General features: G+C 59.0%; 17 protein-coding genes. 7 read left to right on the top strand and 10 right to left on the bottom strand.

The window, feature by feature from the left end:
* Window positions 1-169: 169 nt before the first annotated feature.
* The 5 genes from AACW87_RS09375 to guaB form a co-directional block, all read right to left on the bottom strand.
* A complete protein-coding gene (locus tag AACW87_RS09375) occupies window positions 170-979 on the bottom strand; it encodes a TIR domain-containing protein (RefSeq protein ID WP_241324818.1) in 810 nt (269 codons plus the stop codon).
* A 67-nt stretch (window positions 980-1,046) separates the two neighbouring features.
* Complete coding sequence (locus AACW87_RS09370) at window positions 1,047-1,379, bottom strand: hypothetical protein (protein WP_241324817.1); 333 nt, start codon at window positions 1,377-1,379, stop codon at window positions 1,047-1,049.
* 323 nt (window positions 1,380-1,702) lie between these two features.
* On the bottom strand, window positions 1,703-1,975 hold the full coding sequence (locus AACW87_RS09365) for a hypothetical protein (RefSeq protein WP_241324816.1): 273 nt from the start codon (window positions 1,973-1,975) through the stop codon (window positions 1,703-1,705).
* A gap of 379 nt (window positions 1,976-2,354) precedes the next feature.
* Entirely contained in the window at window positions 2,355-3,935 is a 1,581-nt protein-coding gene (gene guaA, locus AACW87_RS09360) for a glutamine-hydrolyzing GMP synthase (protein WP_241324815.1), read from the bottom strand.
* A gap of 68 nt (window positions 3,936-4,003) precedes the next feature.
* Window positions 4,004-5,467 carry an IMP dehydrogenase gene (guaB, locus tag AACW87_RS09355; protein ID WP_241324814.1) on the bottom strand — a complete coding sequence of 488 codons (1,464 nt, stop codon included), beginning with the start codon at window positions 5,465-5,467 and terminating at the stop codon, window positions 4,004-4,006.
* Window positions 5,468-5,897: 430 nt separating this feature from the next.
* Between guaB and AACW87_RS09350 the strand changes: the two genes are divergently transcribed.
* From AACW87_RS09350 to AACW87_RS09330, 5 genes are all read left to right on the top strand, one after another.
* On the top strand, window positions 5,898-7,784 hold the full coding sequence (locus tag AACW87_RS09350; protein WP_445206848.1) for a potassium transporter Kup: 1,887 nt from the start codon (window positions 5,898-5,900) through the stop codon (window positions 7,782-7,784).
* 249 nt (window positions 7,785-8,033) lie between these two features.
* Complete coding sequence (locus tag AACW87_RS09345; protein WP_241324812.1) at window positions 8,034-8,789, top strand: energy transducer TonB; 756 nt, start codon at window positions 8,034-8,036, stop codon at window positions 8,787-8,789.
* Between the two features lie 2 nt (window positions 8,790-8,791).
* Window positions 8,792-9,544: a MotA/TolQ/ExbB proton channel family protein gene (locus tag AACW87_RS09340; protein WP_042871531.1), complete on the top strand. Its 753-nt coding sequence runs from the start codon at window positions 8,792-8,794 to the stop codon at window positions 9,542-9,544.
* Entirely contained in the window at window positions 9,544-9,966 is a 423-nt protein-coding gene (locus tag AACW87_RS09335; protein WP_103472428.1) for an ExbD/TolR family protein, read from the top strand. The genes AACW87_RS09340 and AACW87_RS09335 overlap by 1 nt, the downstream gene beginning before the upstream one ends.
* 176 nt (window positions 9,967-10,142) lie before the next feature.
* Complete coding sequence (locus AACW87_RS09330) at window positions 10,143-11,042, top strand: DMT family transporter (RefSeq protein WP_241324811.1); 900 nt, start codon at window positions 10,143-10,145, stop codon at window positions 11,040-11,042.
* Window positions 11,043-11,218: 176 nt separating this feature from the next.
* On the opposite strand, the gene AACW87_RS09325 is transcribed toward AACW87_RS09330, so the two are convergent.
* A complete protein-coding gene (locus AACW87_RS09325) occupies window positions 11,219-11,980 on the bottom strand; it encodes an ABC transporter substrate-binding protein (RefSeq protein WP_241324810.1) in 762 nt (253 codons plus the stop codon).
* Window positions 11,981-12,380: 400 nt separating this feature from the next.
* Here AACW87_RS09325 and xseA point away from each other — a divergent pair, with 400 nt between their 5' ends.
* On the top strand, window positions 12,381-13,739 hold the full coding sequence (xseA, locus tag AACW87_RS09320; RefSeq protein ID WP_241324809.1) for an exodeoxyribonuclease VII large subunit: 1,359 nt from the start codon (window positions 12,381-12,383) through the stop codon (window positions 13,737-13,739).
* Window positions 13,740-13,804: 65 nt separating this feature from the next.
* On the opposite strand, the gene hutW is transcribed toward xseA, so the two are convergent.
* On the bottom strand, window positions 13,805-15,172 hold the full coding sequence (gene hutW / locus AACW87_RS09315; protein WP_241324808.1) for a heme anaerobic degradation radical SAM methyltransferase ChuW/HutW: 1,368 nt from the start codon (window positions 15,170-15,172) through the stop codon (window positions 13,805-13,807).
* Window positions 15,173-15,436: 264 nt separating this feature from the next.
* On the opposite strand from hutW, the gene AACW87_RS09310 reads away from it, so the two are divergent.
* Window positions 15,437-17,032, top strand: coding sequence for a methyl-accepting chemotaxis protein (locus AACW87_RS09310; RefSeq protein ID WP_241324807.1), 1,596 nt, complete (start codon window positions 15,437-15,439; stop codon window positions 17,030-17,032).
* 91 nt (window positions 17,033-17,123) lie between these two features.
* Here the strand turns inward: AACW87_RS09310 and aroG are convergent, their stop codons facing one another.
* The 3 genes from aroG to serC all read right to left on the bottom strand — a co-directional run bounded on the left by aroG (window position 17,124) and on the right by serC (window position 20,925).
* Window positions 17,124-18,179, bottom strand: coding sequence for a 3-deoxy-7-phosphoheptulonate synthase AroG (aroG, locus tag AACW87_RS09305; RefSeq protein WP_098984225.1), 1,056 nt, complete (start codon window positions 18,177-18,179; stop codon window positions 17,124-17,126).
* Between the two features lie 202 nt (window positions 18,180-18,381).
* Window positions 18,382-19,665 carry a 3-phosphoshikimate 1-carboxyvinyltransferase gene (aroA, locus tag AACW87_RS09300; protein ID WP_043555461.1) on the bottom strand — a complete coding sequence of 428 codons (1,284 nt, stop codon included), beginning with the start codon at window positions 19,663-19,665 and terminating at the stop codon, window positions 18,382-18,384.
* 171 nt (window positions 19,666-19,836) lie between these two features.
* The gene (gene serC, locus AACW87_RS09295) at window positions 19,837-20,925 is read right to left on the bottom strand and encodes a 3-phosphoserine/phosphohydroxythreonine transaminase (protein WP_043555460.1); all 1,089 of its coding nucleotides are present in this window, start codon (window positions 20,923-20,925) and stop codon (window positions 19,837-19,839) included.
* Window positions 20,926-21,017: the final 92 nt, after the last annotated feature.

Raw genomic sequence — 21,017 nt, 5'->3', positions numbered from 1 at the left:
GCTTTTTTCTGCTCGCCCTGATGGGGGGAGAAACAGGACTGTTGGTTGTGAGTCAGCAGACAATCAGGTAGCGCCAGACAAGCGTGCGGCGATATAAAGCACACAAATAGCGGTGCAATTTCATTGCACCCTACGACACTCTAAATAGCGGAGGAATACCCCAGCCAGATTAACATTTCTCTGGTGAAGTAAGAGTTTCAATACGATCTTGATGTGATAGACAAACGTCAATTCCGTACTCAGTCAACTTGTAGCTAAAATATTCATTACCATTAAAATCAGAACTATTTAATTTTTCGATCATACCTGAACGGGTGAGTTTTATTATAGCTAAGTTGATTTTTGCCGAACTTAAATCATATTTAATAAAACAGTTATACAAATCCCAACTAACGCAACCTTCAACATCTGAGTTTACAGACTCAAGCAACACAGACAATGTGATCATATCTGTGTCGGTGAGCGTTGCTAATTGAGCATTTACATCAATGCGTGGTTTTTCCTGAACAGAATCAAGTTCAAGCAAACCTTGTGCTTTGAAAGCTCGTTTGATTTGTGTAGCGGAATAATTGAGAGATGACGCTAAGTCTTCGTCACTTCTGTTTGCATCAAAATCAGTTGGAGTAATACCTAGAAGATCACTTGGAAAATGTAAGTCAACGCCACGTGGTTTTACAATAAAACACCGGTTCTTTCCAATTGCACCAATAAACAAACCAAGTTCAAAAACAACGTTATCTCTTACAACATACTTTTCTCTAGATCTGATAATTGTCAGATCATCAGGAGAGAAAATAAAAATAGAGAAATCCACAGACTTAGCTTTTGAAATCAAGTCATCAAGAGCGTTACTCGAAATATTAAATGTACCATTCCGCCATATTGTAACTTCTGCATCAAACTCTAAGTTTTCAGCAATTGCATCTGCTATAGGTAGGCTTTCAACAGATGAACCGATAAATACTCTTGGCTTTCTCATTGTTTCTCCAATCTTTTGTTAAAATTATCCAGAAAAAGCTGGAACGAAGTGAATAATTTATTAAATGTTATTTATTGAAATATGTCTCTAATACATTACCTGATGCCTCATCAACTCTGCAGTTGAATCCCGCAAAATTTCCTACCCATAATGGAGATTCACTTGTAATGTAAGTGTAGGCATCAACAGTACCTTGACTAATATCTGATGCCCGCCAAATAAAACTCCCTGCACGAGCATAACAAAATAGGTTTCGAGCCGGGCTATTTCGCTCAAAGGCCATCCAGTCATATATGACCAAAACGTGTTCGTTAATCAGTGATGCACTGAGGACTGGATATTCGCCTTTAAAGCGAACACCATCACCTTCGATCCAATTTTCATGCACTGTAAGCTTCATGTGACCTCTAATGGCGATTAAATGGGAAGCGGTACAGGTCAGTTTACTGAGCTTGCCATATAACTCTGCGGCTACTCTAGCTTGACGCAAAAAGGCTGTTACCGAACCAGTATGCTAGCGAGCAAGGAAGATAAGAAAAAGTGTGAGATGACAGTTTCCTGAGCAAGATCAACAAATTAATTAACAAGTACAAATACCGACCTCATAGCAGCTCTACCGGACCGTAAATAAGAAAGACGCCCTAAGGCGTCTTTCTTATTTACAGGATTTAGAGCAAAAAGGTTAGAGGCTATTCCCCCTCTCAGCCTTGCCCCGCAACCAAATCAGATCGGGGTAATGGAGGTGATATGAGCAGAACCATCCAGAGGCTGGAAGATCTGCACCACGGCTTCCCCGTGGATCGGGTTGGGCAGCGGCACCGTGGTTTTGCATTTGAAACGGTAGTTGGTACCGGCGACGACCTGGGTGGATACTTCGAAGGGTTGGTACTGCACCCCGACAAATCCTTTCAATGCCAGGTCAAATACCGCCTGATCTTTTGCGCTCAGCTTGTGGTATGCGGTCCATCCACCCAACAACACTGCTTGTTCTGACATAACAAACCCTCCGTGATCTCTTGTCCCTACTCGTTTGGCTGTTCGGGTTCCGCCCCGTTTATTCAAGTGGTGTCCGGACTCCACCGGGGGCCATACCAGATATCGGTATGTCAGGTGCCGACAGTGCGCATGAAGACTTTGTTGTCGCCACCCTCCCCTGCTGCCACGGCCGCCGCCTCACAGCACCGGTCTCAATTGGCATGGCAGAGCCTAGTGCGAGATCCATAAAACACCTCCTGTCATATCTGACAGGGGCAAGGGGGCGAGAAAGCGGCTAGCGAGCGGAAAATTGAGGCGCAAACGATTGGAAAAAGAAAAGACGCCGCAAGGGCGTCTTTTTTGCATTTTTATGCTCGAAAGGCAGAAGGGCGTTAGCCACTTATTCCCATTCGATGGTTGCGGGCGGCTTGCCGGAGACGTCGTACACCACGCGGGAGATGCCATTGATCTCGTTGATGATGCGATTTGACACATGACCCAGGAAGTCGTAGGGCAGGTGGGCCCAGTGGGCGGTCATGAAGTCGATGGTCTCGACGGCGCGCAGGGCGATCACCCAGTCATATTTGCGACCATCGCCCATGACGCCGACGGAGCGCACCGGCAGGAAGACGGCGAACGCCTGGCTGACCTGGTTGTAGAGGTCGGCCTTGCGCAGCTCTTCGATAAAGACCGCATCGGCCTTGCGCAGCAGATCGCAGTACTCTTTCTTCACTTCGCCAAGCACGCGCACGCCCAAACCGGGGCCCGGGAAGGGGTGACGGTAGAGCATGTCGTAGGGCAGACCCAGCTCCAGACCGACACGACGTACTTCGTCCTTGAACAACTCGCGCAGCGGCTCGACCAGACCCATCTTCATCTCGGCCGGCAGGCCGCCGACGTTGTGGTGGGACTTGATGACGTGGGCCTTGCCGGTCTTGCTGGCGGCCGATTCGATCACGTCCGGATAGATGGTGCCTTGTGCCAACCAGCGGGCATTTTTCAGCTTCTTGGCTTCGTCGTCGAATACCTCAACGAAGACACGGCCGATGATCTTGCGCTTGGCTTCCGGCTCATCTTCGCCAGCCAGGGCGGAGAGGAAGCGCTCTTCGGCTTCGACCTTGATGATGTTGAGACCAAAGTGATCGCCAAACATCTCCATCACCTGCTCACCCTCGTTCAGGCGCAGCAGACCGTTGTCGACGAAGACGCAGGTCAGGCGCTCGCCGATGGCACGGTGTACCAGCATGGCGACCACGGAGGAGTCGACACCGCCGGAGAGGCCCAGGATCACCTCGTCGTCACCCACCTGCTCGCGGATGCGGGCAACGGCGTCGTCGATGATGGTGGCCGGGGTCCACAGGCATTCGCAGCCGCAGATGTCCTTGACGAAGTGCTCCAGCATGCGGGCACCCTGACGGGTGTGGGTCACTTCCGGGTGGAACTGCACGCCGTAGAAGCCCTTGGCCTCGCACGCCATGGCGGCATGGGGGCAGGTGGCGGTCTGGGCTATGGTGGTGAAGTCGGCCGGGATGGCGGTGACCTTGTCGCCGTGGCTCATCCAGACGTCCAGCAGCGCATTGCCGTTGGGGGCGATGGCATCTTCGATGCTGCGCAGCAGGGCATTGGTCTGGCCCAGCACTTCCACCTGGGCATAACCGAATTCACGTTCGGTGGAGGATTGCACCTTGCCACCCAGCTGCTCGGCCATGGTCTGCATGCCGTAGCAAATACCGAACACCGGCACACCGGCGTTGAACACATAGGCGGGGGCACGGGGACTGCCGGCCTCGGTCACGGATTCCGGGCCGCCGGAGAGTATGATGCCGTTGGGATTGAATTCGCGGATCTGCTCTTCGGTCACATCCCAGGCCCACAGTTCGCAGTAGACGCCGATTTCCCGGACACGACGGGCGATAAGCTGGGTGTACTGGGAACCGAAGTCCAGGATCAGGATACGGTGCTGGTGAATGTCTTTAGTCATTTTATTCCTGCATCAGGCTGGTGTGGGGATAAAAACTGGTGGAGAAACGGGGCCGCAGCCCCGTTTTATCAGCCCATCCGATAGTTGGGGGCTTCTTTGGTAATGGTCACATCGTGGACGTGGGACTCTTTCATCCCGGCACCCGAGATGCGCACGAACTCAGCCTTGGTGCGCATGTCGTCAATGGTGGCGCAGCCGGTCAATCCCATGGAGGAGCGCAGGCCGCCCATCTGCTGGTGAATGATCTCTTTGAGGCGGCCCTTGTAGGGTACGCGCCCTTCGATCCCTTCCGGCACCAGCTTGTCGGCGGCGTTGTCGGTCTGGAAGTAACGGTCGCTTGAGCCCTTGGACATGGCGCCCAGAGAACCCATGCCACGGTAGGACTTGAAGGAGCGGCCCTGATAGAGCTCGATGTCGCCCGGCGCCTCTTCGGTACCGGCAAACATGGAGCCCACCATGACGCAGCTGGCGCCAGCGGCGATGGCCTTGGCCACGTCGCCGGAGAAGCGGATGCCGCCATCGGCAATCACGGGCACGCCAGTGCCTTCCAGCGCGTCAACGGCGTCGGAGATGGCAGTGATCTGGGGGACGCCGACACCGGTCACGATGCGGGTCGTACAGATGGAGCCAGGGCCGATACCAACCTTGACGGCATTGACACCAGCGGCGACCAGCGCCAGGGCGCCAGCGGCGGTGGCCACGTTGCCACCTATGATTTGCAGGTCAGGATAGGCATCGCGGGTCGCCTTGATGCGATCCAGCACGCCCTGGGAGTGGCCGTGGGAGGAGTCAATCAGCAGCACGTCCACACCGGCTTCCACCAGGGCAGCGACGCGCTCTTCGTTGCCGGCACCGGCACCGACGGCAGCACCGACCCGCAGGCGGCCGCGCTCGTCTTTACAGGCGTTCGGCTTGCGCTCGGCTTTCTGGAAGTCTTTGACGGTGATCATGCCCTTGAGTTTGAAATCGGCGTTGACCACCAGCACCTTCTCGATACGGTGCTTCTGCATCAGGGCAACCACCTCTTCACGAGGGGCCCCTTCACGCACGGTCACCAGACGATCTTTCTGGGTCATGATCTGTTCGACTGTCTGGGAGAGATCGATCACGAAGCGCACGTCGCGGCCGGTGATGATACCAACCAGCAGGTTGCCCTCAGTCACGACAGGGTAGCCGGCGAAGCCATTCTTGTGGCTCAGCTCCTTGACCTGGGCAATGGTCATGTCAGGACGTACTGTGACGGGGTCGGTGACCACGCCGCTCTCGTACTTCTTGACCTTGCGCACTTCTGCAGCCTGCTGCTCGATGGACATGTTCTTGTGGATAAAGCCGATTCCGCCTTCCTGGGCCAGTGCGATAGCCAGACGGGCTTCGGTCACTGTGTCCATGGCAGCGGAAATCATTGGGATATTCAGGCTGATAGAGGAAGTCAGCTTGGTACGCAGATCGGCAGTATTGGGAAGAACATCGGAGTGGGCGGGAACCAACAGTACATCGTCGAAGGTTAACGCTTCTTTGGCAATCCTGAGCATGGCAATATCTCACCGTTGAGGAAGTGGGGGTGTAAAATATTGCCGACGAAGTTTACTCACCGATTGGTCACTGGTAAAGAAGTTTTTTGAATTTTTTATGGCGTAGCCCGTGTTTGACGTGCCAAAAGGCCAAAAAAACAAGATTATCAGTCCTAAACAGGCACTTTGGGGGTAGAAGAGTTGCCAGACTGCGATTTTATGCAAAGAGGCCCCCTGCTCAGTCGCCAACCCGGATCCCGAGGTTACCCCCTCGCTTGCCAAGACACTCGCCCAGGCACTCATGTTGACGCGACTCAGGCAGTTCTGACATGGCCGAGGCAACGCATGGCGGCATGCAGATCAGCCGGATCCGATGCCATGGGGAATATCGAGGTGTCCGACACTGTGTTCACTTTGACCAAACCTCGCGTATCATAATTAACATTATGAATTGAAATGGAATTTCATGATGAGCAACGGACATCATCAAGAACGCATGGCGATTACCCTGGCCGCACTGGGCGTCGTCTACGGCGACCTTGGCACCAGCCCGCTCTACGCCTTGAAGGAGAGCTTTGCCGGGCATATTGGCCTGCAGCCAACCCCTGACGATATCCTGTCGATCATCTCCCTCTTTTTTTGGACCATCATGATCGTGGTCTCATTTAAATATGTCTTGCTGGTATTGAGGGCTGATGACAAGGGTGAAGGGGGCATCTTGACCCTGGCTTCCCTGGCCTCACGCCGCCTGTCGCCCAAGGCTCGATCCCTGGCCATGTTGCTGGGGCTGATCGGGGTGGGCTTGTTCATCGGGGATGCGGTGATCACACCCGCGATTTCGGTGCTGTCTGCCGTCGAGGGCCTGCAGGTGGTTGCCCCCGAACTGGCCTCTTTCGTCTTGCCCATAACCCTCATAGTGCTGGTGATACTGTTTGGCATTCAGCATTACGGTACGGCAGGAATAGGCCGACTCTTCGGTCCCATCATGTTGCTCTGGTTTGGCGTGCTGGCAGGACTCGGGGCAAAGGAAATTGTGCAAAACCCGGCCATCCTGCAGGCCATCAATCCCCTCTATGCCCTTGATTTCATGTTCAACCGGCCAGGTGTGGCCTTCATCACCCTGGGCGCTGTCGTGCTCTGCGTCACCGGTACTGAGGCGCTTTACGCCGACATGGGCCATTTTGGCCGAGGTGCGATCCGGCTGGCATGGGGCTCGCTGGTGATGCCGTCCCTGCTGCTCAACTATTTTGGCCAGGGGGCGCTGCTGCTGCGCCGTCCTGACGCCATTGAAAACCCATTCTATCTGCTCGCCCCCACCTGGATGGCCATACCCTTATTGATCCTGGCGACCATGGCGACTGTCATCGCGTCCCAGGCCGTCATCTCCGGCACTTACTCAGTCGTACGCCAGGCGATCCTGCTCGGGTATCTGCCACGCCAGGAGATCCGCCATACCTCCGAGCATGAGATTGGCCAGATCTACCTGCCAGTGGTGAACTGGCTGCTGCTGGCCGGCATAGTACTGGTGATATTCTGGTTCAGAAGCTCCAGCAATCTGGCCGCCGCCTATGGCATAGCGGTGACAGGCACCATGGCGATCACCACCCTGCTGTTGATGGTGGTCGCCGCCCATCGCTGGAAATGGCCAACCTGGCTGATCGTGATCGCGGGAGCGCCACTCCTGCTGGTCGATGTCACCTTCTTTGCCGCCAATACCACCAAGTTCCTGGCCGGCGGCTGGTTGCCCATCCTGTTTGCGCTGTTGACCATAGTGGTGATGACCACCTGGAAACGGGGTCGCGAGCTGGTTCTCGACAAGCTTGAGCACAAGTCACTGGCGCTGAAAGGGTTTGTCGACAACATGCTGGCTCATCCACCACTGCAGGTACCGGGGACGGCCGTGTTCCTCTCCAAGTCGATGCAGGTTGTGCCCCATGCCATGCTGCACAACCTCAAACACAACAAAATCATGCACGAGCGGGTCATTTTTCTGACCATACAGATAAAGGATGAGCCCTGGTTGTCCTTCAAGGAGCGCATCCTTCTCACCCACCTCGGGGAGGGGTTCTGGCAGGTTGTGGCGCACTTTGGTTACAAGGAAGCCCCTTCCATCGAGGAGATCTTCCAAGCCTGTGCCCAGCAAGATCTGAAGGTCTCCATGCGCGATGCCTCCTTCTTCCTCTCTCACGAAAATCTGGTCAGTACCGACCTGCCCGGCATGGCGCGCTGGCGGGAAGGCTTGTTCGTCTGGATGAATCGCAACTCCCTCAAGGCGACCGACTTCTTCCATATCCCGGCCAACCGGGTGGTGGAGCTGGGAGTATTGCTGGAGCTGTGACTGATAGCCCGATGCCCGATGCACACCTCCAGATGGCACTCGACCCAGTTCACCCGGCCAGCGCAGACCGGATCCCGCGCGACAGGGAACAGCCCGGCCAGCATCTGGCGATTGTGTCACTCGATTAAAATGCGATTGATAATGGTTGTTGTTTGTGATTGGCATCATCAGGCATGCTAGTGCCCTGTACTGGCTCTACCACACTAGCCGTTTGAGTATGAACATGAAGATTTGGAATGGAGGGCTGTGATGGATGCCTGCAGCCCGAGGCCAACACTGCCCACCGCACACCCAGGATCCGCCCGCCTCGCTTGCCTTGCCATCACGGTCGTCCTGCATCTTGCCGCCTTCTGGTGGCTCTATGAACACCAGCCTGCGCCCATCACCCCGCCCCTGCCGCTGACCCTGTCGGCCCGCTGGGTCGGCGAGGCAAGCGCCAATGACGCACCGGCCAAGGCGCCAGCGGCCACCCCGGCGCCGCCCGTGGTCAAAAAGCCCGTGCCGGTTCAAAAGAAGATCGTTAAAAAACCGGTCAGGAAACACATTCCCAAACCGGTCCCCAGGGTACCGGCGCCGCCAACGCCCAAGGCCACCCAGGTGGCCAGGGCAGAACCGGTCGCGGCGCCCTCGGCCCCTGCCACGCCGGTGGCGGCCAATGCCCAGCAGGGCGACAGTGGCACAGCGCCGGCCAAGTCCCGGCAGAGCGGCAGCGGGGCTGGCAACAGCGCCCCCATCGCCCGCGATGCACGGCTGAACAACCCTGAGCCACCCTACCCCTATGAATCCAGAAGACGGGGTGAGGAGGGGCGCGTCATCCTGAATGTACTTGTGGCGGCCGATGGCACCGCCTCCTCGGTGGAGGTAGACAAGGGCAGCGGTTATCGGCGGCTGGACATGACGGCGCGCAAGACGGTCAGTCGCTGGCGCTTTATTCCCGCCAAACAGAACAATGCGGCCGTCGAGGCCTGGGCAAAGGTCACCATCATTTTTAAATTAAGGGCTTGAATATGGATCCGGAAATCGCAAACAACGGGATGGGCGTCGCCCATCTGCTCAGTCAAAATACCGGTGTGGGGCTGCTGCCATTCATTTTGCTGGTATTGATGTCCCTCGGCACCTGCTATTACACCCTGCTGAAAATCGTGCTGGGTCAGCGCGAGCGCCGCCTCAACGCACAATTCGTGACCCGCTTCTGGCAGCACGAGAGCGTGCAGGATATGGAACGCCAGCTGGCCCATCTCCCGCCGCAGGAGGCCTATGGTCGCGTGACCAGCACTGCGCTGGCGACGGTGGCGCAACTGAACCGGGCCGGGGAGCGGACCGTATCGCTCAAGCTGGGTTCACCGGACGAGTATCTGTTGCGGGCCCTGCGCCAGGCCATTACCCACGAGCGGGTAAGGCTGGAGCATGGCCTGGCCTTCCTCGCCTCCGTGGGCTCGGCGGCCCCCTTCATCGGGTTGTTTGGTACCGTCTGGGGCATCTATCATGCGCTGCTGGCCATAGGTGCCGCCGGCCAGAGCAGTCTGGACAAGGTGGCAGGCCCAGTGGGCGAGGCGCTGATCATGACCGGCTTTGGCCTCGCCGTCGCCCTGCCAGCTGTGCTTGTCTACAACTTCTTCGTGCGGCGCAATCGCCTCAAGCTGGCCGCGCTCGAGGCCTTTGCCTACGACCTGTTTGCCCTGCTGGTGACGGGATTTGAGCAGGCCCCCTCCAACGTAACCCAGCTGACCGAGCGGGAAGCCAAGAAGGGGCACGGGTAATGGCATTTGGCAAATTGTCGGACGACGGAGACGATCAGCCCCTCTCCGAGATCAACATGATCCCCATGATAGACGTCATGCTGGTGCTGCTCATCGTCTTCATGATCACGGCCCCCCTGCTCACCAATGCGGTCAAGCTCGAACTGCCGGAGGCCAGCAGCCAGCTCAATCAGCCGGAGAAGGAGGACATCACCCTCGCCATCGATGGCACAGGCAAGATCTACTGGAACGACAAGGAGGTCGATGAAGCCGCCCTGCTCGCCCAGATGGAGACTGCCGGCAAGGCCGATGGGGAGTTGCCCGAGATCCAGCTGCGCATCGACAAGCGGGTCGAGTACGGCATCATAGCCAGGGTGATGGCGCAGGCGTCCCAGCATGGATTGCACAAGATTGCCTTTGTCAGCCAGCCGGACGCAGGCTAACCCCGGCCTTGTGGCGCCCGCCACCTGGCAATGTGCAAAAGGCATCACCCAGGGTGATGCCTTTTGCACAAGGACGCCCCCCATACACGCAGTTGCCATCCCACGCCCGTACCCGGCATGATGCCGAGTCTGACCCGCATCAGGTTGGCCTGCGGCCATCATTTCAAGGAAGCAAGATGAGAACATCGGATTATGTGAGACTGCTGCTCCTGGCCGCGATCTGGGGCGCCAGTTTTCTGTTCATGCGCATTGCCGCGCCGGCCTTTGGTTCGGTCAACACCGCCTTCCTGCGGGTCTTCTTCGGCCTGGTGGGGCTTGGCGTCATACTGCTACTGCTGCGCTCCCCCATGCTCTTCCAGGGTAAGCTCAAGTCCGCCATGCTGCTCGGGATCATCAACTCAGGCATCCCGTTTCTGATGTACGCCATCGCCGCACTCTGGTTGCCGGCGGGTTACTCGGCCATCCTGAACGCGACGACGCCGCTGATGGGGGCTCTGATCGGCTTCTCCTGCTTCAACGAGCAACTGAGCGGGCGCAAATGGCTGGGGGTCATGCTGGGCATAGTCGGCATCACCCTCATCACCACCACCAGCGAGGTGAATGTGAGCGGCAACCTGATCACGGGAGTGCTGGCCTGTCTGATCGCCACCGCCTGCTACGGCTGCGCCGGGTTTCTGACCCGGCGCTGGATCTCGGAACGCGGCGGCCTCGATGCCAAACTGGTGGCCTTCGGCAGCCAGCTGGGGGCATGCGTGTTCCTGCTGCCCTTCTTCGGCTACTCGGTGACGGCGGGGCCTGCGGTGGACTGGACCATCCCAGAGGTGTGGGCCAGCGTGCTGGCGGTCGGCCTCATCTGTACCGCCCTCGCCTACCTCATCTACTTCAGGTTGATCGCCGATATCGGGCCGCTGCGCTCATTGACGGTCACCTTTCTCATTCCTCCCTTTGGCATCTTGTGGGGTTACCTGGTGCTCGGGGAGACCATCACTGAGGGCTTTGTGGTCGGTGGCGCCATCGTCTGTCTCGCAGTCTGGCTGGTGGTCAGCCCGACCAGATCCGCAGCCTGGCACGGATGAAGGACTCTTGAGCCGCCCGGGTGGGCCGCAACATGCCTGCCCACAGCGCGACTCCATGGCAGATGCCAGCAATCTTCCGTTGTGACACGGCACCGATCCTGACATGGGAAACAAACGTCATTCTGTGCCATGGGACTGACATCGACACAAGATGCCGGCGTCGTTTCTTGACCGTTTTATTTGAAATTGCAATCCAGTGTGGAGTCTTCATCAACCCGACTCTGAATACCATATTTCTTCCATATATCGTCAAGCAACCCCAGCCGAGCCAAGCTTGCCAGGTGCTCTTGAAAAACCATAATGGAAATATCGGATGTAGCGGCGAATATGGCTCGTAAATGATAATTTTGTGCCGGATGAATAGATATGATCAGTTGGCTCCGTAATTCAGGATCCTGCTTCAGCATGTCTTGCAGACGATAAAAACCCAGCCTGATAAAATCCCCCCGATCTCTCAACAGGGCATTGACTATCTGGCTATCATCTCTCAACAGCAAACTGGTCTTTTTCTCAAAATAATGAAAACCTCTTACCCCTATCATTGTCAGTTTATTTAACTCATTGAAAAAATTTTGATCCCGACCCGCTTTATAACGTGCGACATAGCATTCCGAGTAATCCAGCAGAGGGGTTGATATAATCACTTTATTGACATCCCATCCCCAGCTGACATCCTGAAACAGGAGCATGTCAAATCGTCCCATATACATTTCTGCATATACACGATAAGGGCTGGTAACAACGGGGCGATAGTGATAATCGGACTGGATAGCATTGAGTGCATCAATAATATCGAAGGTCACCCCATGCCACTCATTGTCACTGGTTTTTTCAACAAATGGACTGAATGGGTAGACTGCAACATCAATGTCGGTTGCCCCCCATGACAAAGAAGAGACAAGAACAAGCAATAGCGCTTCCCGGTGAAAGATACTCATGGTAATGCCTCCTGAATGAGGGGGCAGGTGCAGGCAAGCGTGCTTTATTTACGCTCACCTGAACCATCCCAACATATTCAATATCAGCGATGAGAAAACCGTTGATTTGGGTTGCTGCAGCACTGTCGATGCAGCCTGTCTCTGCTTGCTTGGCGCTTTGTCGCGACCGCCTTGCCATACCCCTTGTCCATGCTGACATCACCTGTTCCCTGCTCGCTCTGGCAGTCGGTCGAATGTTCAAGATACGATTGATGATAGTTGCTTACCCAATGGGTGCTCACCCCCGGCCGCAGCACCAGATCAAGCCGGGCCACGCCCGGGCTCGGCTCTTGCGCCGAACTGCGCTAAGATGGCGCCATTGTTTTCTCCCCTTGCCCGGGGCACAGCAGCAGGATCCCCCTTGAATCGCCTCAACCCATCCAGCCAGCAACAACAGGTCTTTACCGTCACCCGCCTCAATAGCGCAGTGCGCATGATCCTGGAGCAGGATCTCGGCCTGGTGTGGCTGACCGGCGAGCTCTCCAACCTGGCGATGCCAAGCTCGGGCCATTGGTACTTTTCGCTCAAAGATCTCGGTGCCCAGGTGCGCTGCGCCATGTTCAAGGGCAACAACCGGCGGGTAGCGTTTCGCCCGCAGGACGGCATGCAGGTACTGGTACAGGCACGGGTCTCCCTCTACGAGCCGCGCGGCGACTATCAGCTCATCATCGAATCCATGCAGCCCGCCGGCGATGGCGTGCTGGCCCTGCGCTTCGAAGAGCTCAAACGCCGCCTCGGCGCAGAAGGGCTGTTTGACGAGGGCCGCAAGCGCCCCCTGCCCCGCGAACCGCGCGCCGTGGGCCTGATTACCTCCGCCACCGGCGCCGCCCTGCACGACATGCTGACCGTGCTCAAACGCCGCGCCCCGGATCTCCCCGTCTTCATCTACCCGACCCAGGTGCAGGGCAGCGCCGCCATCGGCCAGATAGTGGCGGCCATTGCCCTGGCCAACCGCCGCACCGAGGTGGATGTGTTGATCGTCGGTCGCGGCGGCGGCTCGCTGGAAGACCTTTGGTGCTTCAACGAGGAGGCGGTGGCGCGCGCCATTGCCAACTCCAGCATCCCCGTCATCAGCGCGGTGGGCCACGAGGTGGACGTGACCATCAGCGACTTTGCCGCCGACTTGCGTGCCCCGACCCCGTCGGCCGCCGCCGAACTGGTGGCGCCGGACAACCAGGCCCGCATCCAGCGCCTCGCCCATCTGTGGCAACGGCTGGCACAGGGCATAGGCCGCCACCAGACTGCCGCCCGCCACGGCTTCGCGCTGCTGCAAAAACGGCTCGACCATCAGGATCCCAAACGGCGGCTGGAGCAGCAGTCCCAGCGCCTCGACGAGCTCTCCGCCCGCCTGCAGCAGCTGATGAATCAACGGCTGCATCAGGGGGAACGGCGTCTCGCCAACCTGGAATTGCGCCTGCAAGGCAAGAGCCCGGAGCGGCTGATGGCCGCTGGCAAGCGCCGCCATCAGCTGGCCGAAGAAAGGCTCTATGCGCTGATCGCCAAACGCCAGGATCTGGCCAGCCACCGCCTCGCCATGCTCACCGCCCGCCTCGACGGTGTGAGCCCGCTCGCCACCCTGGGTCGCGGTTACTCCATCACCCGCACCCAGAGCGGTGAGGTGATCAGCCGCGCCGCCCAGGTGAACGCCGGGCAAACCCTGGTCACCACGCTCGCCGAGGGGCATCTGCAGGTGCGGGTGGAAGAGGTGCACAACCGATAATTGAACACGGGGGCGCTTTGCAGCGCCCCCGTTTCATCCCCCTCCCTTTCGTTGTCGCCTGTCCGTCACACCAGCGAATGGCGCACCATGTCGGCCGGAGCCGGCGCCGCATCAGATCCCGCCAGCGGATTGAGTTGCAAGTACTCAAACATTCCTGCCTGCAGATTGACGTTCCAGAAACGCCCCGCCAGGGTCAGCTCAAGCCGCGCTTGCGTGAGCGTCGCCAGCCCATGCCGCTGCCAGGCCTCAAACAGCGGCAGCAGGTGGGCCCGCAGCGGTGCCGGCAGACGCACCAGCGTCAACCAACCGCTGTCGAGGGCGCCACGCAGCAGGCCGTCCATGAGGGCATTTGAGTTCTTCCCCATCACCATGCCGGGCGCCCGCACACCGCCTGCCAGCGCCTCGTGCCAGAGGGCAAGATCCCGGCCATACATGAGGCCATGGCCGTGCACGCTGCCTCCGGCCCCCGCCCCGAAGGGGAGGATCTCGGCGCCGCGCTTGGCCATCTGGTTGTAGCGGCTCTGCTCGGCATCGCCGCGCCGCCAGTGGCTGCAGGAGAGCCGCTGCCAGCCGCCCTGCTCCAGCGTCTGGGCGCCATAGGCATACATGGCGGCTCGCTGCTGACCATCGGCCGCCCAGCCCAGTTTGCCGCTCGCCTCGGCCCGTTCCAGATTGGTGCCCGCCATGGCGATCAGCTGATAGAGATCCACGCCGTGCACTCCGCTGGCCATCACATCCGCGATATCCTGGCGCCACACGGCATCATCCTGCCCCGGCAGGCCGAAGATGAGATCCGCCACTATCACGGCAGCATCATCCCGGGTCAGATCGCTCAACCGGGCCAGCAGGGTCTGCCTGTCATCGAAGCGGGCCGCCTGCTGGCGTACTTGTGTATCAAAGCTCTGCACCCCGAACGAGAAGCGGTTGAAGCCCCCCGCCAGCGCTGTCTGCCACTTGGCATCATCGAAGCCGTTGAGACGCCCCTCCAGGGTCACCTCGGCATCTGCGGTCAGTGGAAAACCCTGGATAGCCCTGGCCAATCGCGCCAGATCCTCGACCGCCATGTCAGTCGGTGTGCCGCCCCCCACATAGACGGCCGAGCAGGGCTTGCTCTGCCCAAAGGGGGTATCCGCCGCCTGCTGCAGGCTGGCGCACAGGGCCCCCATGTAACGGCTCATGCGCGCCGGATTGGCGCCATTTTCGAAGAAATTACAGAAGCTGCAGCGCTTGCGGCAAAACGGGATATGGATGTAGAGCGCCCGCTCCCCGGCCTCGCTCTCTTGCTGCCACCAGGCTTGCCAGCGCCCATGGTCGAGGGTGAAGGGGCGAATGCCACCCCGGCTGGCATGGGCCGAGGTTTTGGCGCCGAAGGCAAACTTGAGGGGATCCGGCGTGTCGAGTCCGGTCATGGTCGGGGTCAGTTGTAATGTCATCACTGGCTGGGTTACCGCATGGAAATAATGCAAATGATAACCACTATCAATTAATGCCGAGTTTGTGCTGGATCAAACCAGGCTCAGACAACCCAGCTTTGCTACCCATCCTTAACCTCCATCATGGATCCAGTTAACAGATAATTTACTCAAGATGGGGTAGGGTGTGCCGATAGAGAACCATCTCCCCCCCCCTGACGAGCGAGCGTGAGGAGAGTCGCCCGGCATTGACGCTCGCCCACTTGCGCACGGACCCTGCAAACGATGCAAAATCTGTCACTGAACTGGAAAATCTTCCTCCCCCTCACCCTGGTGATAGGCTGTACCTTCGCCCTCAGTTTCGAACTCTCCGCCTGGCTGCAACGGGATCTCGCCATCCGGCTGGCCGGTGAAAAGGTCGAGAGCGCCGCCAACACCTACATGGATCAGCTCAACGTCATGATGATGACGGGAGCCATCGCCAACCGGCAAATCGTGCAGACCAAGCTCAAGAGCGAGGCGGGGATCGTCGAGGCTCGCCTGATCCGCGCCCCCGCCGTGACCGACTTGTTCGGGCCGGGTCACCCGGATCAGCAGGCAGAAGACAGCTGGGATCAGCGCGCCATAACGCAAGGGGAGACCATACTCGAGCAGCAGGGCAACCGGCTCACCTTGGTCAAGCCCTTCAAGGCGTACAAGGAGTACCGCGGCACACAGTGCACCACCTGCCATCAGGTGCCGGAAGGCACAGTCATGGGGGCGGTGCGGATCAGTTACGACCTCAGCCACACCTTCGGCGAAATTCGCCACAACAACCTGATCCTGAGCGGCAGCCTGGTGGCGGTGTTCGGGCTCGGTTTCGGCCTGCTTGGCTGGGTGCTGCAGCGCTACATCAAGCGACCGGTACGCCACCTGCAACTGACCATGACCCGCATGGCTAAGGAGCGGGATCTCTCCCTCCCCCTGCTCAACCCGAGCCAGGATGAGCTGGGCCAGATGACCCGCGCCGTCAGCGACATGGTGCAGGGTTTTCGCCACAGCCTGCAGGAGGTGGAGCACGCGACTCGGCAGCTCTATCAGGAGTCGAACCAGATCCGGCAGGTCGCCACCCAGACCGAAGGCTCTGCCCGCCAGCAGGAGAGCATGACCACCCAGGTCGCCGCCGCCGTCAGCGAATTGGCCGCCAGCTCCCACGAGGTGCGCGAGCACGCCCGCCACAGCGCCGAACTCTCCGCCCTCACCAACCAGGATGCGGCCGACACCAGCCGCCTCGCCCAGCACTCCATCACCGACATGGGCGAGATGTCGGCCGAGATTGAACGGGTCGATAGGGTGATCCAGCAGCTCGACAACCGCTGTCTGGCCGTCGATGGCGTGCTGGAGGTGATCAAGGGCATTGCGGATCAGACCAACCTGCTGGCCCTCAACGCCGCCATAGAAGCGGCCCGTGCCGGCGAGCAGGGTCGCGGGTTTGCGGTGGTGGCCGACGAGGTACGCGCCCTCTCCAACCGCAGCCGCGCCGCCAGCGAGGAGATCTCCCAGATGATCGCCGCCCTGCAAAAAGAGGCCCAGAGCGCCGTGGCTGTGATCGGGGATGCAAAATCCAAGGCGGACGAGAGCATCCACAAGACGGAGGCGACCCTGGCCGCCATGCAGAACATCATAGGTCGCATCGCCAGCATCAATGATCTCAACGCCCAGATGGCACAATCCGCCGAGGAGCAGGACAGGGTCTGCAGCGAGGTGGACAGCTCGGTGAGCGACATTCGCAACACCTCCAACGATACCCTGGGCCAGGCGCACGCCGCCAACCTCGCCAGCATCCAGCTGGTGGAGCAGTGCCAGAAGCTGGAGCAGTTGCTCAAGACCTACCGCTGGTAAGGCGCAACGCCCCAACAAAAAAGCGCGACCCGAGGTCGCGCTTTTTATTGCCTTGCTACTGCCGCAGGCAGTCAGCCGGGACAGATCAGGATCAGCCCGCGTTGCGAGTGGCTACCGCATCGGCCAGTGTGCGCAGCAGCACTTCGGTATCGGCCCAGCCGATGCAGGCATCCGTGATGCTCTGACCGACGGTGAGCTCGCACCCTTCCACCAGATCCTGACGCCCTTCCACCAGGTGGCTCTCCACCATGACACCGAACACAGCCCGGCTGCCGGCACGCAGCTGACCGGCCACGTCCTCGGCCACCAGCATCTGGTTCTTGAACTGCTTGCTGCTGTTGGCATGGCTGAAATCTATCATCACCTTCTGCGGCAGACCGGCCTTGTCCAGCCCCTTCACCACCTCGTCAACGTGCGCGGCGCTGTAGTTCGGCTCGCGACCGCCACGCAGTATGATGTGACAGTCCGGGTTGCCCCGGGTGGCGACGATGGCGGAGTGGCCATACTTGGTGACCGACAGGAAGTGGTGCGGCGCGCTGGCGGCACCGATGGCATCGATGGCCACCTTGATGGTGCCATCCGTGCCGTTCTTGAAGCCAACCGGGCAGGAGAGACCGGAGGCCAGCTCACGGTGTACCTGGGATTCGGTGGTACGGGCACCGATGGCGCCCCAGCTCATCAGATCCGCCACGTATTGCGGGGTGATCATGTCGAGGAACTCGGAGGCGGTCGGCAGCCCCATGTCGTTGAGATCCAGCAGCAGCTTGCGACCGATGCGCAGGCCGTCGTTGATCTGGCAGGTATTGTCGAGGTAGGGGTCGTTGATCAGCCCCTTCCAGCCGACAGTGGTGCGCGGCTTCTCGAAGTAGACCCGCATCACGATCTCCAGCTGCCCCTTGAGCTCGTCACGCAAGGTCTTGAGGCGCTTGCCGTACTCCAGTGCGGCGGCGGGGTCGTGGATGGAGCAGGGACCGATCACCACCAGCAGGCGCTGATCTTCACCGGCCAGGATCTGATGAATGGCCTGGCGGGATTCGAAGACGGTATTTGATGCGGTCTCGGTGGCTGGAAACTTCTCAAGCACCGCAACCGGGGGTAATAACTCTTTGATTTCACTGATACGAACGTCGTCGGTTTGATGCTGCATGACAAGGCTTCCTGCTAGATGACTGCGATAAAGAAACTTCAATCTAGCCCGCACGGGCAGCGGTGTAAATAGAAAATTACATCTTCATGAAATGAATTTAGCAACGCAGTCTTGCAAGTTGCAATAATACTGCTAGCGAATTGTTGGCGGACTGAAAAACAAGGCCCGCACTGAGGCGGGCCTTGGAGCAATCGAAACTGGCTCAAACGGCCTGACTGACGCTGGCCAATTTGTCGAAGTAGTCCGGGAAGGTCTTGGAGGTACAACCCGGATCATTGATGGTGACGGCGGTATCCGACAGCGCCACCAGCGAGAAGCACATGGCGATGCGGTGATCGTTGTAGGTGTCGATGGCCGCGTGCTTGAGCTGGGCTGGCGGCGTCACAGTAATGAAGTCGTGCCCCTCCTCCACCTCCACACCCAGCTTGCGCAGCTCGGTGGCCATGGCGTGCAGACGATCCGTCTCTTTCACCCGCCAGTTGTAGATGTTGCGGATGGAGGTGGGGCCCTCGGCAAACAGCGCCGCAACCGCTATGGTCATGGCCGCATCGGGAATATGGTTCATGTCCATGTCGATGCCGTGCAGCGGGGCCTGCTCGGCCTCGATGAAGTCGTCACCCCAGGTGATGCGCGCACCCATCTTCTCTAGCACGTCGGCGAAGTGGATGTCGCCCTGGATGCTGTGCTTGCCGATGCCGGTCACGCGCACCTTGCCCTTGATGGCCCCGGCCGCGAGGAAGTAGGAGGCGCTGGAGGCATCCCCTTCCACCAGAAAGTCACCCGGGCTGACATAGCTCTGGTTGCCCTTGATGTAGAACAGCTTGTAGTTGTCGTGCTCGATGACCACCCCGAACTGCTTCATGATGTGCAGCGTGATGTCGATGTAGGGCTTGGAGACCAGCTCCCCCTTGATGTGGATACGGGTGTCGCCGGCCGCCATGGGCGCCGCCATCAAAAACGCCGTCAGGAACTGGCTGGAGACGGAGCCGTCCACGTGCACGTCACCGCCCCACAAGCCCTTGGCATCCACCACCAGCGGCGGGTAGCCGTCTTTTTTCAGGTACTGGATATGGGCACCCGCTTCGCGCAGGGCATCCACCAGATGGCCGATGGGACGCTCTTCCATGCGTGGTTCGCCGCCCAGGGTATATTCGCCTGAGCCCAGACACAGCGCGGCGCACAGCGGGCGCATGGCGGTACCGGCGTTGCCGAGGAACAGATTGACCGGTTCCTTCACCGCGAAGCTGCGGCCCAGACCGTGCACAGTGCACTCAGTCTTGTCGGCGGAGAGCTTGTACTTGACCCCGAGCTGGGTCAGTGCCGCCAGCATGTGACGTATGTCATCGCTGTCGAGCAGGTTGGTGAGCCGGGTGGTGCCACGGGCCAAGGCTGCCAACAGCAGGGCCCGGTTGGACACGCTCTTGGAGCCGGGCAGATTGACCTCACCGGCCACACGAGAAATGGGTTCCAAACGCAACGAATTCATAAACTTCCTGTACTGTCTCAAATAATTCACCTGACCGGACGTTAGCAGCCCGCGCCTTGCTCGGCAAGACCGCGCGTGGCACAAAAGCGGGCCAGACTCGCTGCCGATCAGGATCCACTGAAAAAACAGACGCCGGGGAGTCCCCGGCGTCGGCAATTGGGGAAAAACGCCTCAGCCGTGACGCTTGGCAAAACCATCCATAAAGCTCACCAGGGCCTTGACCCCTTCCAGCGGCATGGCGTTGTAGAGGCTGGCACGCATGCCACCGACGATGCGGTGCCCCTTGAGCGCCAGCAGACCGGCGGCTTCCGACTCGGCCAGGAAGAGCGCGTCCAGCTCGGCATTTTTCAGCTGGAACGGGATATTCATGCGGGAGCGGCAGCTGGCATCCACCTTGTTGCCATAGAAGCTCGACTGGTCGAGGTAGCCATAGAGGAAATCGGCCTTCTCCTTGTTGCGTGCCTCCATGGCGGCGAGCCCGCCCTGTTCTTTCAGCCATTCGAACACCAGACCGGCCAGATACCAGGCGTAGGTGGGCGGCGTGTTGAACATGGAGTCGTTCTTGGCGGTGAGCTGGTAGTCAAAAATCGAGGGCACGTCGGCGCGGGCCTGGTTCAGCAGGTCGTCACGTACGATGGCGATGGCCAGGCCCGACGGGCCTATGTTCTTCTGGGCACCAGCATAGATGATGCCGAAGCGGCTCACGTCGATGGGACGGGAGAGGATGGTGGAGGACAAATCCGCTACCAGGGGCACATCGCCGGTGGCCGGGATGTCGAACATCTCTATGCCGTCTATGGTTTCGTTCGGGCAGTAGTGCACAAAGGCCGCATCGGCGCGAAACGCCGGGGTCGGCAGCAGGTGGGAGATCCCCTGGGCGTTCTTGGCGACCCCGGGGAAGGTCTGGATGTCACCGTACTTGTGGGCTTCATCCACGGCGCTCTGGGCCCAGACCCCGGTCAGCAGATAATCGGCCTTCTTGTTGGCGCCGCCGAGCAGGTTCATGGGCACGGCGGAGAACTGGCCACGACCACCACCGTGCATGAAGAGCACCTTGTAGTTGTCCGGCACCGCCAGCAGTTCGCGCAGATCGGCTTCCGCCTTGGCGGCGACCGCCATATAGGGCTTGCCCCGGTGGGAGAGCTCCATGACCGAGGCTCCCAGCCCCTGGAAGTTACAAAATTCGCGCTGGGCGCGCTCCATGACTTCAACCGGCAACATGGCGGGGCCGGCGCAGAAGTTGTAAATCTGTTTGCTCATGACGCTTTCCGTGAGTGGATGAGAGTAATCGATGACTTGTCTGGTTTTACACAAGAGCCGCCCCAGGATCAAAGGCTTTTTGGGAGCTGGCT

The organism is Aeromonas sp. MR7 (genome assembly GCF_963899385.1).
Taxonomy (GTDB): Bacteria; Pseudomonadota; Gammaproteobacteria; order Enterobacterales; family Aeromonadaceae; genus Aeromonas; species Aeromonas bestiarum.
The sequence above is the reverse complement of the archived record's forward strand: the minus strand, read 5'-3'. Positions and strand labels throughout refer to the sequence as shown.